15 protein-coding genes are annotated in these 13,699 nt (G+C 71.2%); 9 read left to right on the top strand and 6 right to left on the bottom strand.

Annotated elements, in window-relative coordinates; all coding sequences use genetic code 11:
* Both ABZU91_RS07500 and ABZU91_RS07505 read right to left on the bottom strand, forming a co-directional pair.
* Positions 1 to 549: an Hsp20/alpha crystallin family protein gene (locus ABZU91_RS07500; RefSeq protein ID WP_355235407.1), complete on the bottom strand. Its 549-nt coding sequence runs from the start codon at positions 547 to 549 to the stop codon at positions 1 to 3.
* On the bottom strand, positions 546 to 1,046 hold the full coding sequence (locus ABZU91_RS07505; RefSeq protein ID WP_355235410.1) for a DUF2231 domain-containing protein: 501 nt from the start codon (positions 1,044 to 1,046) through the stop codon (positions 546 to 548). Before ABZU91_RS07505 ends, ABZU91_RS07500 begins: the two co-directional genes overlap by 4 nt.
* A gap of 166 nt (positions 1,047 to 1,212) precedes the next feature.
* Between ABZU91_RS07505 and ABZU91_RS07510 the strand changes: the two genes are divergently transcribed.
* The gene (locus ABZU91_RS07510) at positions 1,213 to 1,830 is read left to right on the top strand and encodes a pyridoxamine 5'-phosphate oxidase family protein (RefSeq protein ID WP_355235413.1); all 618 of its coding nucleotides are present in this window, start codon (positions 1,213 to 1,215) and stop codon (positions 1,828 to 1,830) included.
* A gap of 4 nt (positions 1,831 to 1,834) precedes the next feature.
* Here ABZU91_RS07510 and ABZU91_RS07515 read toward each other — a convergent pair whose 3' ends face one another.
* Complete coding sequence (locus ABZU91_RS07515; RefSeq protein ID WP_355235415.1) at positions 1,835 to 2,392, bottom strand: DUF4240 domain-containing protein; 558 nt, start codon at positions 2,390 to 2,392, stop codon at positions 1,835 to 1,837.
* Positions 2,393 to 2,454: 62 nt separating this feature from the next.
* Here ABZU91_RS07515 and ABZU91_RS07520 point away from each other — a divergent pair, with 62 nt between their 5' ends.
* The 8 genes from ABZU91_RS07520 to ABZU91_RS07555 all read left to right on the top strand — a co-directional run bounded on the left by ABZU91_RS07520 (position 2,455) and on the right by ABZU91_RS07555 (position 11,988).
* Positions 2,455 to 3,099 carry a methyltransferase domain-containing protein gene (locus ABZU91_RS07520; protein ID WP_355235418.1) on the top strand — a complete coding sequence of 215 codons (645 nt, stop codon included), beginning with the start codon at positions 2,455 to 2,457 and terminating at the stop codon, positions 3,097 to 3,099.
* Between the two features lie 91 nt (positions 3,100 to 3,190).
* Positions 3,191 to 4,048 (top strand): patatin-like phospholipase family protein, encoded by an 858-nt coding sequence (locus tag ABZU91_RS07525; protein WP_355235420.1) that lies wholly within the window; start codon positions 3,191 to 3,193, stop codon positions 4,046 to 4,048.
* Positions 4,049 to 4,175: 127 nt separating this feature from the next.
* Positions 4,176 to 4,430, top strand: a complete 255-nt coding sequence (locus ABZU91_RS07530) for a hypothetical protein (RefSeq protein ID WP_355235421.1) — start codon at positions 4,176 to 4,178, stop codon at positions 4,428 to 4,430.
* On the top strand, positions 4,427 to 5,755 hold the full coding sequence (gene eccD / locus ABZU91_RS07535; protein ID WP_355235424.1) for a type VII secretion integral membrane protein EccD: 1,329 nt from the start codon (positions 4,427 to 4,429) through the stop codon (positions 5,753 to 5,755). The genes ABZU91_RS07530 and eccD overlap by 4 nt, the downstream gene beginning before the upstream one ends.
* A gap of 13 nt (positions 5,756 to 5,768) precedes the next feature.
* The gene (locus tag ABZU91_RS07540) at positions 5,769 to 6,707 is read left to right on the top strand and encodes a hypothetical protein (RefSeq protein ID WP_355235426.1); all 939 of its coding nucleotides are present in this window, start codon (positions 5,769 to 5,771) and stop codon (positions 6,705 to 6,707) included.
* 15 nt (positions 6,708 to 6,722) lie between these two features.
* On the top strand, positions 6,723 to 10,679 hold the full coding sequence (gene eccCa, locus ABZU91_RS07545) for a type VII secretion protein EccCa (protein ID WP_355235429.1): 3,957 nt from the start codon (positions 6,723 to 6,725) through the stop codon (positions 10,677 to 10,679).
* Positions 10,679 to 11,038, top strand: coding sequence for a hypothetical protein (locus ABZU91_RS07550; protein ID WP_355235432.1), 360 nt, complete (start codon positions 10,679 to 10,681; stop codon positions 11,036 to 11,038). The genes eccCa and ABZU91_RS07550 overlap by 1 nt, the downstream gene beginning before the upstream one ends.
* Complete coding sequence (locus ABZU91_RS07555) at positions 11,035 to 11,988, top strand: DUF6177 family protein (RefSeq protein ID WP_355235435.1); 954 nt, start codon at positions 11,035 to 11,037, stop codon at positions 11,986 to 11,988. The genes ABZU91_RS07550 and ABZU91_RS07555 overlap by 4 nt, the downstream gene beginning before the upstream one ends.
* Positions 11,989 to 11,996: 8 nt before the next feature.
* On the opposite strand, the gene ABZU91_RS07560 is transcribed toward ABZU91_RS07555, so the two are convergent.
* The 3 genes from ABZU91_RS07560 to ABZU91_RS07570 form a co-directional block, all read right to left on the bottom strand.
* Positions 11,997 to 12,353 carry a hypothetical protein gene (locus tag ABZU91_RS07560; RefSeq protein WP_355235438.1) on the bottom strand — a complete coding sequence of 119 codons (357 nt, stop codon included), beginning with the start codon at positions 12,351 to 12,353 and terminating at the stop codon, positions 11,997 to 11,999.
* A gap of 250 nt (positions 12,354 to 12,603) precedes the next feature.
* Entirely contained in the window at positions 12,604 to 13,272 is a 669-nt protein-coding gene (locus ABZU91_RS07565) for a hypothetical protein (protein ID WP_355235440.1), read from the bottom strand.
* Between the two features lie 23 nt (positions 13,273 to 13,295).
* Positions 13,296 to 13,688, bottom strand: a complete 393-nt coding sequence (locus ABZU91_RS07570) for a hypothetical protein (protein WP_355235443.1) — start codon at positions 13,686 to 13,688, stop codon at positions 13,296 to 13,298.
* Positions 13,689 to 13,699: the final 11 nt, after the last annotated feature.

Consider the following 13,699-nt stretch of genomic DNA (forward strand, 5'->3'; position numbering starts at 1 on the left):
CTACGGCCGGTCGATCTCGCCGGCGGTGTCCGGGTGGTGCAGCTCCCGGTCCGCAGCGGGGTCGGCCGGCACCGGCGTACCCCCGGACAGTCCGCCGGAGCGCGGCCCGGTGCGGCCGACGGTGATGGTGCGCGGCGTCGGTCGCGCCGCCCGGGGCAGGTGGACCCGCAGCAGTCCATGGTCCATCACCGCGTCGATGCCCTCCGGGTCGACCCGCGACGGCAGGTCGACGCGGTACTCGAAACCGCGCGTCTCGAAACCGCCGGGGATGCCCTGGTCGGCGTTGACCTCCGCCTCGGAGCGGGCCCGCACGCACAGCTCACGGTCGTCCAGCTCGACGGCGACCTCCTCGGGCGCGACGCCGGGCAGCCGCACGACGACCTGCCAGCCGTCGGCGGTCTCGGTCAGCTCGACGTCGGACGCCCCGGCCCGGCCGCCGACCAACCGGCTCAGCTCGGCACGCAGCGACTGCAACTCGCCCATCGGGTCCCAGCCCTGCTGCCGGCTGCGCCATCCCCGGCCGAAACCACCGGCCTGCTGCTCGCTCATCGCGCGTCTCCGATCCGCTGGGTGGTGGGTCGCAGCGAGCTGGGCGCGTTCAGATCGGCGTCGCGGTCGACGCCCACACCGAGCCGGTCGACCAGCTCGCCACCGAGCCAGGCGCTGATGCCGAGAATCGCCACCGCGACGATCTCGATGGCGATGAGCGCGCCACCGGCGGCCCGCGAGTCCGCGTTGAGCCGGACCGCCCAGACGGCGGCGAAGAGCAGGATCACCGCGACGTTCGCGCCCGCGTGCAGCAGACCCACCCGCTTCGCACGGGTGCCGGTCGGAATCGCCAGCAGGTCGAACGAGCCGGCCGCCGCGGCGAGCAGGCCGCCGATCAACCCGACGGTGATGTTCCAGTACGCGACCTCGCCGAGGAAGTCGGGCCCGCCAACGGTGTCGATGATGTCGAAGAGCACCGCCGTGACCAGCAACGCGACCGGGAACATGACAAGCATCGGATGGACTGGGTGACCCAGCACCTTGAGTCGGCTCTCCATGTCCCGGCCTCCACTGGTGGGCGCTTTCGCGAACGGTACGTGCGGCGGGCGTGTCGCGTGAGGCCGTACCCCCGGCGGTCGGGGGGCAAACCTCGATGGCCACGCGGGCCTAGGCTGGCGATGGTGGCGCGCCCGCCACCCTGGTCAACGGCTCAGGGAGGATCACGTGACGGTGGAGATCACCACGCACGAGGAACTGCGCGAGCTGCTCGGGACACCGCACTCCCGGGCCGCCAACAAGGACCGCCCCCGCCTGCACGAGCGGGACCGGCAGTGGCTCGCCGCCGCGCCGTTCTGCCTGCTGGCCACGGCCGGCGCGGACGGCAGTTGCGACGTCTCGCCCAAGGGCGACCCGGCCGGGTTCGCGCTGGTGCTCGACGACACGACCATCGCGCTGCCGGAGCGGCCGGGCAACAAGCGCGCGGACGGCTACCAGAACATCCTGGACAACCCGCATGTCGGGCTGCTCTTCCTGATCCCGGGCCGCACCGACACGCTGCGCATCAATGGACGGGCCCGCCTGGTCCGCGACGCGCCCTGGTTCGACGACATGGTGGTCAAGGGCCACCGGCCGGTGCTGGCCGTCGTGGTGGAGATCGAGCAGATCTTCTACCACTGCGCGAAGGCGTTCCTGCGGTCCGCGCTGTGGCAGCCCGAGACCTGGCAGCCCGACGTCCTGCCGTCCCGCGCCCGCCTGATCAAGGAGGTCGAGGCGCCCGTCGAGAGCCTGGAGGAGTTGGAGAGCCACTACGGCCCGGAGTACGCCAAGAAGATCTACGTCTAGGCGGTCAGCTCGACCAGCCGGCCGGGTTGCCGAACGACTCACGGGAGATGCCGGAGCCGGTCTCCGGCCACGACCCGAACCGGTCGTTGTGCAGGTGGGCGAAGAAGTAGCACATGCTCTCGCACTCGGCGTCGAACACGGCGAGGGCGGGCGTGGCCCGGACCGCCTCGTAGTAGTCACGGCCGAGGGCGACGATGAAGCCCCGGCAGTAGAGGAAGCCGTCGTCCGAGCCGTCGGTCACCTCGTGGATGTCGTCGCGGTCGATGTCGTGCAACTTGCGCTCCACCACCCGGTCGAGGTCGGTCAACTCCTGCGTGGACAGTCCGGCGGAGAGGTGCGTGAGGCGGTCCAGGAAGGGGGGCAGCCACCGGTCGATCGCCGAGGACCGCTCATCGTCGTCGGGCTCGTCGTCATCGTCGGCCGGATCGCGCTCGACCAGGGCTCGCCGCAGCGCCTGCGGCTCCGCGCCCAGCTCCGCCCAGGCGGACTCGATGAGCGCCCACAGTCGGGCCTCGTCGGCGGAGGTCGGCAACGTCCCGGTGGCATCGGTGGTCACAGTCACGCGCGGACCGTACGTCGCACCACCGACAGATCCGCTCACTGTGGAGCGTCTAACCTTCCCTGGTGGACGCGGACGACTGGCTGGCAGACACGCGCACGTCGTACGACACGGTAGCGGTCAGTTACGCGGACCTCGTCCGCGATTTCCTGGCGACCGCGCCCTACGAGCGGGCGGCGCTGGCGTTGTTCGCCGACCTCGTGCGCGCCGCCGGCGACGGTCCGGTCGCGGACGTGGGCTGCGGAACGGGCCGGATCACCGCGCACCTGCACGACCTGGGCCTCGCGGTCTTCGGGATCGACCTCTCCCCCGGAATGCTGGCGGTGGCGCGGCGCGACAACCCCCACCTCAGGTTCGAGGTCGGCTCGATGACCGACCTCGACCTGGCCGACGGCTCGGTGGCCGGCCTGATCGCCTGGTACTCGCTCATCCACATTCCCGACCAGCGGCTCGGTCAGGTCCTCGCGCACTTCCACCGGGTGCTGCGCCCGGGTGGCCCGCTCCTCGTCGGCTTCCACGTGGGTGACGAGTCGACGCTCAAGACCGAGGGGTACGGCGGTCATCCCATGAAGATCCACGTGCATCGTCGTCGACCGGCCCAGGTGGCGGCCTGGCTGCGCGACAACGGGTTCGCGGTCGAGGCCGAGATGACCGTGACCTCGCCCGAGAGCAAGCTCGGCGGGATCACCTTCGGCCGACGGAAGCCCTGAGCCGACACACCCGTTGGCAGCCCTCCGCGGCCCCTGCTACCTTGAAACTGCGAACACCGTTAGCAATAACGGAACGGGGATTGGGGAAGCGATGACTGACGAGACGCGGCCGGTCTGGGTTCTCGGTGGTGGCGGGGTCGTCGGCATCGCCTGGGAGGTCGGTGTCCTCGCCGGTCTCGCCGACGAGGGGCTGACCGTGGACGCGGACGCGGTGCTCCTCGGCACGAGCGCCGGCGCCGTGGTGGGCGCCCAGATCGCCAGCGGAACACCCCTGCCCGAGCTGTACGAGCGCCAGCGACAGGGCGTGCCCCACGAGACCGCACCCGCGCTGGGCCTGCTCAGCCTCCTGCGGCTCGCCCGGGCACAGATGTTCGCCCGCAGCCCCGAGCAGGCCGCCCGCCGCCTCGGCCGACTCGCCCTCTCGGTGCACATCGACGACCCGTCGCGGCAGCGCCGGATCGCCGAGGCCCGACTGCCGGACCACACCTGGAAGGACGCCGATCTCCGCGTCACCGCCGTCGACGTCGAGTCGGGCACCCTCCGCGTCTTCACGCGGCACGACGGCGTACCCCTCGTGGACGCCGTCGCCGCGAGCTGCGCCATGCCGCTGTCCGCGGCTCCGGTGACGGTCGACGGGCGTCGGTACATGGACGGCGGCATGCGGTCGGCCCTCAACTTGGACCTCGCACCCGGGAACGGCCCGGTGATCGCCCTCGTGCCGAGCACCGCCGCCATCGGGCCGTGGGCCCGCGTCGAGAAACAGCGGGCCACCCTGGGCACGGGTCGCCGGGTCGAGCTGCTGCTCCGCGACACCGCGTCCAAGCGGGCGCAGGGCACGAGCGTGATGGACCGGTCGGTCGTCCCCGCCCTCGTGGCCGCCGGACGGGACCAGGGCCGGCGCGAGGCGCCCCGCGTGGCCGCCGCCCTCGCCACGACCAACCAACCGTAGGCAGCGACATGGGCAGGTGCCCGCTTCCAGGCGACGATCGCCATCGACGTACCGGCGTGGCGGGCGCCCCCGGCGGCGCGTGATCGCCGCCCCCGACCGGATTAGCGATCGTGGATAGAATCTAGCCGTGGCTCGGGAATTCGACACTCAGCTCATCGAGTCGGTCGCGGTTCGCCGCGCCCGCATGCGTGAGCTGCTGCTGTGGGGCAGGCAGCGCCGGGTCCGCGCCACCGGCGACGGTTTCCGGTGGCTGCGCACCGGTCTCGTGTTGTCGGCGGTGGCCTGCGCGGTGTGCGTGGGCTGGTCCTTCCTGCAGAACGTCGTCGCCGAGCAGCAGAAGGCACGCAACCCGCCAGCGGTCCAGCCGACGGGCCAGCGATGACCGGCCCGCAGACCCTCGCATCCGCCGGTCACCTCAGTCGGGTGACCCTCGCCGGGCCGCACCGCCGCATCGACCTCGTGCTGCCCGCCGACGAGCCGCTCGGCCTGCTGCTGCCCGAGGTCGTCGTCCTCGTCGGCCACCCGCCGACGGACGATTCGCGCGGCTACCAGATCAGCACCCTCGACGGTACGGTGCTCGACCCGGCCGGCAGCCTGCGACAGGCTGCCGTCCCCGACGGCTCGCTGTTACGGGTCGACCCGATCTCCGAGGCGCCGCCGGCGGCGATCGTCCACGACGTCTCCGACGAGGTCGGCGACGACCTCACCCGTCGACACGGCCGGTGGGGCGACGTCCCGCGAACGTGGACCGCCACCACCGCCTGCGTGGTGGCCGCCACGATGGCGGCACTGCTCTCCGGCCCACGGCTCGGCCCCGCGGTGATCGGCCTCGTCGGCGGCGTGGTCGCCCTGTCCGGCCTCCTCGTCTCGATGCTCGGGCGACGGACCGTCGGGGTGGCGGTGCTGCTCAGCGGTGCCGCGATGGTGATGACCGCCGTGCCCGGCTGGACCGACGACCGCACCGCCCGCTGGGCTCTGTGGGCCGTGGTGATCGGCTGCACGGTCCTGGCCGTGGGCACGGCGACGGGCAATGGGCGTGCCGGCGTCCTCGGAGGCGGGACGGCAGTGGTCCTGGTCGCGGGCTGGAGCATCGCCCTACTGCTCGGCATGTCCGCCGAGCGGGCCGCGGCGGTGATGGCGATCGTGTCGGTGGGCGTGCTGGGGCTGCTACCCCGGTTCGCGATGATCGCGTCGGGCCTCACCCGTCTCGACGACCGACGCAGCAACGACGAGCCGGTGAGCCGCGTATCGGTACAGGCCGCCGTCGACTCCGCGCATCGAGGCCTGGCCGTCGCGGCGATCGCGGCGGCGACATCGGCAACACTCGCCGGGCTCGCCCTGGCGTCGACGCCCGGCCCGTGGCGGCTGGCGCTGGCGGTTCTGGTGGCCGCCGCCCTACTGCTGCGAATGCGCGCCTTCCCGCTGGCGGCCGAGGTGGTGGCGCTGGTGACCGGCGCGCTGGCCGTCGTGGGCGGCCTGCTGCTGTGCTGGATACGCCAGCGGCCCGACACCTGGTGGGCCACCGCCGTAGCGGCCCTCGGCGTCTGCGCGGTGACCCTGGCGATCCTGGCGTACCGGCCACCGCCACACGTCCTGGCGCGAGGCCGGCAGATCGCCGACCGCGTCGAGGCCCTGACCGTGATGGCACTGGTGCCCGTCGCCGTCGGGGTGTTCGGGCTCTACTCGCGACTTCTCGACACCTTCTGACGGAGGCGGTGGCATGAGCGCTCCACCGGTGCCGCGCACTGCGCCGCCGACCGGCCCCTCGACGGCGGAGCCGGACGACCTGCCGATCTCGCGCAGGCCGCCCTCCGGCGACTCCGCGCTACGGCGTACGTGGCGCAGCGCCAGCCAGATGTTCACCAGCGGGCAGCAGACCCGGGAACTCGCCGATCTCGCCGCCGAGGTGCAGGCGCCCGTACACACCGGCCGGCGCATCGCGGTGGCCTCCGTCCAGGGTGGCGCGGGGAAGTCCACGGTTGCGGCGCTGCTGGCAACGGTGTTCGCGGCGCGACGCGCAGATCCGGTGCTCGCCGCGGACGCCGACCCGTACGAGGGCTCGCTGACCTGGCGGCTCGGGGTGCCGAGCGACCCGTCCCTACAGCAGCTCGCACCCGGCCTGCTCGCGGCACGGGGCAGCGACCTGCGCGCGCTCGAACCACTCCTCCCCCGCACCGGTACGGGTCTGTGGGTGCTGCCCGGCGGCACCACCAACCCCAACCTGTGCACCGCTGTCACGCGGGCGCTGTCGCGCCTCTTCGCCGTCACCGTCACCGACTGCCCGCCCGGCCTGGAGGCCCGCACCCCGGCGGGGGTGATGGCCGACGCGCACGCGGTGGTGCTCGTCGCGGCCGCGACACCCGACGGGGTTCGGGGCACCTACCAGGCGCTGCGCCGGATCGTCGACGACGGGTACGGGACGTGGCTGGAGCGGGTGGTCGTCGTACTGGGCGCGGGCAACCCGCACGGCCGCTCGACGTTGATCCACGGTGCGGCACGTGAGCTGATCGGGCAGACCGGCGTGCCGGTGGTGGTCCTGCCCTACGACCGTCACCTGGCCGCCGGCGCGCTCATCACACCGTCGCGGATCGGCGAGGCGACGCTCGTGGAGGTGACCCGCGCCGCCGCGTTGGCCCTGACCCGCGCTCGGCAGATGTGACCGGAGGACCCCTGTATGTCGACGCGCATGGTTCATCGCCCCGCCCGGATGGCCCGCCCGATGTCCACCATGGACCCGCTCGTCCTGGACCCGCCCCCGCAACTGCCCGACGGCAAATCCGCGATGGGGATCCAGGCGCTGCTGCCCATGGCCGGTGCGGGTGTGGCCATGAGCATGATGATGTTCCTGCGCGGCTCCGGGTTCGCGGCGCTGGGCGCTGTGGTCATGGTGGCGGCGCTGGGCGCGGCCGGGGCGATGTACCTCACCCAGTTGGGCAAGGCAGGCCGACAGCGCCGGGCGCAGCGTGAGCGCTACCAGGATTATCTGGAGGAACTGCGCGACCAGTTGCGCGAGACCGAACAGCGTCTCCGCGATGAGGCGAACCTCCTCGACCCGCCGGTGAACCGCCTGCTCGACGTGATCCGCAGCCCGGCCCGGCTGTGGGAGCGCCGACGCGCCGACATCGACTTCCTGCACGTACGACTGGGAATGGGCGCGCTGCCCGTACGGCCGATCGAGCTGCGCGAGCAGAGCACTCCCACCAATCCGCTCGATCCCTTCATGCGCCACGAGGCGCGTTCGCTGATGCGCCGCTTCGCGCTGACACCGGGGCTACCACTGCGGGCGAACCTCGACTGCGCCGGGGATGTCAGCGTGATCGCGCCGAACCACGCCGAGGCCGTCGCCCTCGCCAGGGCAATCCTCGTGCAGGTCGCCACGTTCCACGCGCCGGACGACGTGACCCTCGCGATCATCACCACTCCGGAGCGTGCCCGGGACTGGCGGTGGGCCCGGTGGCTGCCACACCTGCTCGACCGGACCTCGATCGGCCCGTCCGGCCCGACGCCGCTGCTGGTCACCACGGCACAGACGCTCGCCGAACTGCTCCGCGAGGACCTGGAGGAGCGGACCACGAGCGCCCTCAAGTCGTTCCGCCACGGTGTCGGACGCACGGAGGCGAAGGCCCGGCCGCGCCTGCTGGTCATCGACGACGCACACGGCGAGCTGGCCCGCGTACTGGCCAGCCCCGACCCGACGGTCGGTCTGGCCAGCCTCGGTGTCACCGTGGTACACCTGCTCTCCGACCGGCTGCACGAACCCGGCGACGTCTCCCGCCGGATCACCGTCGACGGCGACTCGGTCACCCTGGAAGACCTGAGCGCGTCCCCGGCGGTGACCGTACGCGGCACCCTCGACGAGGCACCGGGTCCGCTCGTGGAGGGACTGGCCCGCAGCATCGCTCCACTGCGGTTGTCCGCCGATTCCTACGACGACGGCACCGGCACACCACCGGCCGACTTCCAGGAACTGCTGGGCCTGTCCGACCTCGCCGACCTGGATCTGGTCAGCCTCTGGCGGCCCCGCGGCGAGCGGGACTTCCTCCGCGTCCCGATCGGGGTCGATCCCGCGGGGCGTCCGGTGCTGCTCGACCTCAAGGAGCCCGCGCAGCTCGGCATGGGGCCGCACGGACTATGCGTCGGAGCGACCGGTTCGGGCAAGAGCGAACTGCTGCGTACGCTCGTGCTCGCCCTGGCGGCGAGTCATCCGCCGGAGCGGATGGCGATGGTCCTCGTGGACTACAAGGGTGGTGCCACCTTCGCACCGTTCGGCGAGTTGCCGCACCTGGCCGGGCTGATCACCAACCTGGCCGCCGACGCGGCGCTGGTGGAACGGATGTACACCAGCCTCGACGGCGAGGTGCAGCGCCGCCAGCAGATGCTCGCCGACGCGGGCAAGGTCACCGACATCACCGAGTACCACATGCTCCGCGCGGCGCAGGGCGAGCAGACCGACCTGCCCCCGCTGCCCCACCTGCTGGTGCTCATCGACGAGTTCGGTGAACTGCTCGCCGCCAAGTCGGAGTTCATCGACCTGTTCCTGCGGATCGGCCGGATCGGTCGGTCCATCGGTGTCCACCTGCTGCTGTCCAGTCAGCGCGTCGAACAGGGCAAGATGCGCGGCCTGGAGAACTACCTCGCCTACCGGATCGGCCTGCGTACGCTCACCGAGATCGAGTCGCGCACGGTGCTCGACACGGTCGACGCGTTCCACCTGCCGCCGCTGCCCGGTAACGGCTACCTGAAGGTCGACGTGTCGATCTACCAGCGGTTCAAGGCGGCCTACGTGTCCGGGCCACTCGACGACGGCGCGAATGACGAACTCGCCCCGATCGTCGGGCCGCTGGCGAAGCCGATGCCGATGTTCGGCACCGCGTTGACCGACGTCGAGGACGTGCCGGACGAGCCCAGGGCCACCCGACGTACCACCGGGCCGACTCTGCTGTCCACTGTGGTACGCCAGATGGCGGCGAGCGGGCAGAGCGTGGCGGCGATCTGGCTTCCGCCCCTGCCGCCCCTGCTCACCCTCGACGAGGTTGGCGGTGGAGTGATCACCACACCGGACGGCGTACGTCTGGAAGTCGCCGTTGCGTCCGGCGGTGGCCTGCCGGTTCCACTGGGCCGTCTCGACGATCCGGCCCGCCAGTGGCAGGGGCCCTGGGTGTTGAACCTGGCGGGGAGCGGCGGCAACCTGCTCATCCTCGGCGGGCCCGGCAGCGGCAAGACGACGGCGCTGCGGACCCTCGCGCTCGGCCTGGCCACCACCCACCGCCCCACCGACGTCGGGATCTACGGCATCGACCTGCTGGGGAACGGTCTGTCCGGGCTCACCGAACTGCCCCACGTCGGCGGCGTCGCCAGCCGCGAGGACCGTGAACGCGTCCGCCGTGTCGTCGACGAGGTACACGCGATGCTCGCCCAGCGACAGCGCATCTTCAACCGGCACCAGTTCGACACGGTCGAGGACCTGCGCGGGGCCGACGAGAGCGTGCGGACCGAGGTCGGCTGCGTCGACGTGGTGTTGCTGATCGACGGGTACGGCCAGCTCAACGCGGAGTTCGAGAGCCTCGAGACCAAGGTGCACGCCCTGCTCGCCCGAGGCGGCCGTTACGGCATCCACGTGATCGGCACGGCCCGACGGTGGAGCGAGGTCCGCGCGGCGCAGCAGGTCGCCTTCGCCAACCGGGTCGAGCTGCGGCTCACGGACCCCGCCGAGTCGAGCATCGACGGCCGGCAGGCTCGCGCCGTCCCCAAGGATCAGCCCGGCCGGGCGCTGACCAGCGAGAAGCTGTTCGCGCAGGTCGCGCTACCCCGCCTGGACGGAGTCGCCGACCCGGCCAACGCCGGTCTGGTCGCGGCCGCCCGATCGGTGCGGGAAGCCTGGACCGGCGCGCTACCGCCGCCCGTGCGGGTCCTGCCCGCCGTGCTCCCGGTGGCCGACCTGGCCGGTACCCCCTCCGGCCACGGAGTGGTTCCGCTCGGGCGCTACGAGCACGACTTCTCCCCCGCAGCCCTCGACCTCTTCGGCCGCGACCAGCACCTCCTCGTTCTCGGGGACCCCCGGACGGGCAAGACGAACCTGCTGCGGCTCGTCGCCGAGGAGCTGATGAGTCAGTACGACTCCGAGGAACTGGTCTTCGCCGTGTTCGACCCCCGCCGCGCCCTCGCCGAGGTCGTGCCCGACTCCTACTGCGGTGGGTACGCCACGAACCCGGCGCTCGCCCAGCAACTGTCCCGAGCCGTCACCGACGAACTGGCGAAACGGCAGTCGCCCGAGGCGGCGCGTACCCGGATCGTGCTGCTCATCGACGACTACGACATCCTCGCCGCCTCGGCCACGCAGCCGCTCGGCGCACTGGTCCCGTACGTGGCGGCCGGGCGCGACACCGGTCTGCACGTCGTGATGGCCCGACGGGTGGCCGGCGCCTCACGCGGCCTGTTCGAACCCTTCCCGCTGGCCGTACGGGAGGCCGGCTGCCTCAGCCTGCTCATGTCGGGCGACCGGACGGAGGGCCAACTGTTCTCCGGCGTGCGGCCCATGGTCCTGCCGACCGGCCGCGCGCAACTGATCCGTCCCGGCGACACCCCCCGCGTGGTGCAGACCGCCTACACCGGCGAGACCAAGGAGCACTGATGACATTCGACACGGTGGCGTTGTGCCGGGCCGAACCCGATGCCGCAACGATGCTCGGTGCCCTGCTCGCGGCCGGCTCCGAGCTGAAGATGGACACCGTCGAGGCGGCCGGACTGGTGCAACTGTTCGACCCTGTCGACGGCCGGCTGCTGCTGAGCGTCGAGGCCGCGCGTCTGATGCGCGTACCCGGCGAGGCACAGCGGCTATTGGGCCTGGCCGCCACCGACGACGTACCCCAGCCGATCTGGTGGGTGGAGAGCCGGGCGCCGGGCGCGGACCCGCAGGCGGCGGAGGTCGCCCGTCGCTTCACCGCCGCGCTGGTCGAGAGCACGGGAGGGCTGACATGGGAGAGCCGATGAACGGTACGACCGACACGATCACCGATCGTGCGGTCGTCCTGCACCAGGACCGTGCCGTGGTCGGCCTTGCGCCGTGGCTCGCGCAGGCCGCCGTCGACGCGGTACGCGACGGTCTGCTGCTCCAGGTCGTCACGCCGGCCGACGGCGTCATCACGTACCCGTTCGAGACGACGCTCGCCCAGGCACAGGGGCAGTGGATCGTGCGGGCGGGCGACCAGTACCGCGACGGGCTGACCGGGCTGCCGTTGCAGTGGGACGGCCAACGCTTCGCCAGGTCAGACGCCGCGCAGCCCGCCGATTCGTTGCCCACCGACGAACCGTGGACGGGCGGCCTGGAAGTCCAGATCGTCACCGTGCACCCGGCCACCGAGGCCCTCCGGCTGGGTGCCAGCGCGGAAGCCGCCGTCCGCGCCCTCACCGGCGGAGATCCGGCCGGCTGGGGCGTCGCGGAACCCGTCACCGAGCCGTGGTCACGCAACGAGCTGACGGCGTTCTGTCGTACCCGCGCACCGGCACCCACCAGCCTGACCATCGTCGGCGGCGAGCGCGAGTCGACGACGCTCGGAGTTCTGACGGTCGAGCGGGTCGACGTCGGTGTCCGCGAACAGCTCCGACTGGCTGGCCCACCACTGTCGGTCGTCGACGCGACGACGATCGAAGGGCTCGCCGAGAAACTGGCCGGTACCGCCCGCAGCATGATCGTGTCCGTGCATCCGGGCCGGTCCGGTGGGCTGCGCTCCAGCACGCCGAGCATGCCGGCGCTGCCGTGGGGCATTCTGGTCGGCCATCAGGAGAGGCCCGTCGAGTCCGAACAGGAACTCGTCGTGGGCCGCGCCCTCGGGAGGGGTGCTCGGCGCGCGTGGTGGTATCGACTCGACGGTGGTCCTGGTGCGCCGTACGAGACGCTCGGCGCGGTGGTGCGCCGCTACGGCCTGAACGTCCCCCGCTGATCGGCGGCTTAGTCGATGGACTCGAGAATCTCCTGGAGGCCTCTGACCAAATACATGGGTCGGTTGCCCAGCCCTTCCAACTGAGCGAACATCTTCCGCGCGGCCGGCTCGTCCAACTGGCCTCGGTGAAAGTCCCGGACCGTCAACACGTACGGCATGTCCTCGAACGGGATCCCCGCGTCGTCCTCCAGGTCGTGACCCGCCTTGAAGTCGAGCGCGAGATCCTCCGTCCTGCCCAGGTAATCGGCGTAAGGCTTGTCGGACGGCTCGAACTGTGCACCCAGGGCGGAACCGACCCTCGGGCAGCCCCCCAGGTCGGGTCCTCGCCATAACGAGCGGCCGAGTTCACCTGGAAAGCCAGACACGCTTCCAGGGCCGAGAATGCCAGCGCCCGCTGCTCAGGATCGGCTGGCAGGTCCCTGATCACGGGGTGACGTCGACCTGAGTCTGCCGCCTGCCACGAGGGCGGCAGGCTGGCCAACAGTTCGGGCTCTACCAGAGAGTTGCTCACAGCAAGTCAACCCTAGAAGTCCTGAAAGAATCGTCTGCCGCTACTGGCGGACCAAGGCGCGTCTCCGCATTGTCCGAGTGTGCCCCACCCGCCGGGCGTCTCCGCTAGATCGGTTCGTGTTGGCGGTCGATGAACAAACTTACGCTCTCCGCCTCGGCGCGGGTCTTCTCGTGGAGGCCCGGATCGTTCGCCAGACGATCGAAGTAGCCCTTCTCCCCCGAATCGTTGAGTTCCAGAATCGTCGGGATGGTGATGATCGTGAGGCGCCACTGCAGACGAGGCGTGGCGTCCTTGAGCAGTTCGACCATCCGAGCTCGTTCCGAATCGACCAACTGATCAGGGCCCAGGCGACGGAACCAACGGACCAGGCTCTCCGCCGCTCCCTGCAGGATGAAGAAGACCCATGACCGACCAATGCTGTCGATCACCTCGTCCGGTGGCGTCGCCCAGGTGACCCCGAAGACGTCCTCCGGGTCCAGGTAGGCCTCGGCCCACTCGCGCACCCTCTCCGGCGTGACGTCGGCGAGAGTCGGCATCGACTGCTTCAGCCGTCCGTACAGGATGAACCAGTAGTCGTCGAAGAATGCCTTCGGAAGCCCCCAGTCGGTCTCGTCGCCGTAACGGTCCCGGACGTCTATCAGGTACGCGAGGCAGGTCTCCAACGCCGTCAGGGCCTCGACCCGGTGCAGCGGGTCGGGCGGCAACTCACGCGTCGCCTTGCCGCGCTCGACGGGATCCGCCAGCCGCCATGGAACTGGCACGGCGGCCAGCACCTCAGCGACAACCCAGGGCTCAGTCACCAACCGATTCCATAGGGCACCAACCTGTCTCGCTCAACTTCCGCGACGAAGCTTTCGATTGGGGCCCCATCTTCAGCCCAACTGATAGCGGCTGAGCAGTTTGCCCTGTTCGCCGAACTCAAGGCGGGCGGCGAGGTTGCCATCACGATGCCACTGCCACTCATGATGAACGCCGACAGCCGTGCCGCATCACGCGCTGCCCTCGGCCCTGCGTTCGCCGCTCGGGTAGAACTCCGTGCAGGGCCATCCTCCATACCGTTGAAGTACATGGTGATGGCGATGTCCTGGCCCTGCGGTGGCCGTTCGACGACCTCGCCGGTGAAAGGTTCACCCTGGTAGGTCATCCGCAGGTCGTCCTCGGTCTCAACGTTGTCGTACTCGACTCGCATGGCGCTACTCC

The sequence above is a fragment of the Micromonospora sp. NPDC005174 genome (assembly GCF_040608495.1).
Lineage (GTDB): Bacteria > Actinomycetota > Actinomycetes > Mycobacteriales > Micromonosporaceae > Micromonospora.

Coding starts and splice junctions, on each gene's coding strand:
- ABZU91_RS07500 (WP_355235407.1), bottom strand. CDS start 549: ATGAGCGAGCAGCAGGCCGGTGGTTTCGGCCGGGGATGGCGCAGCCGG.
- ABZU91_RS07505 (WP_355235410.1), bottom strand. CDS start 1,046: ATGGAGAGCCGACTCAAGGTGCTGGGTCACCCAGTCCATCCGATGCTT.
- ABZU91_RS07525 (WP_355235420.1), top strand. CDS start 3,191: ATGACTGACGAGACGCGGCCGGTCTGGGTTCTCGGTGGTGGCGGGGTC.
- eccD (WP_355235424.1), top strand. CDS start 4,427: ATGACCGGCCCGCAGACCCTCGCATCCGCCGGTCACCTCAGTCGGGTG.
- ABZU91_RS07540 (WP_355235426.1), top strand. CDS start 5,769: ATGAGCGCTCCACCGGTGCCGCGCACTGCGCCGCCGACCGGCCCCTCG.
- eccCa (WP_355235429.1), top strand. CDS start 6,723: ATGTCGACGCGCATGGTTCATCGCCCCGCCCGGATGGCCCGCCCGATG.
- ABZU91_RS07550 (WP_355235432.1), top strand. CDS start 10,679: ATGACATTCGACACGGTGGCGTTGTGCCGGGCCGAACCCGATGCCGCA.
- ABZU91_RS07555 (WP_355235435.1), top strand. CDS start 11,035: ATGAACGGTACGACCGACACGATCACCGATCGTGCGGTCGTCCTGCAC.
- ABZU91_RS07570 (WP_355235443.1), bottom strand. CDS start 13,688: ATGCGAGTCGAGTACGACAACGTTGAGACCGAGGACGACCTGCGGATG.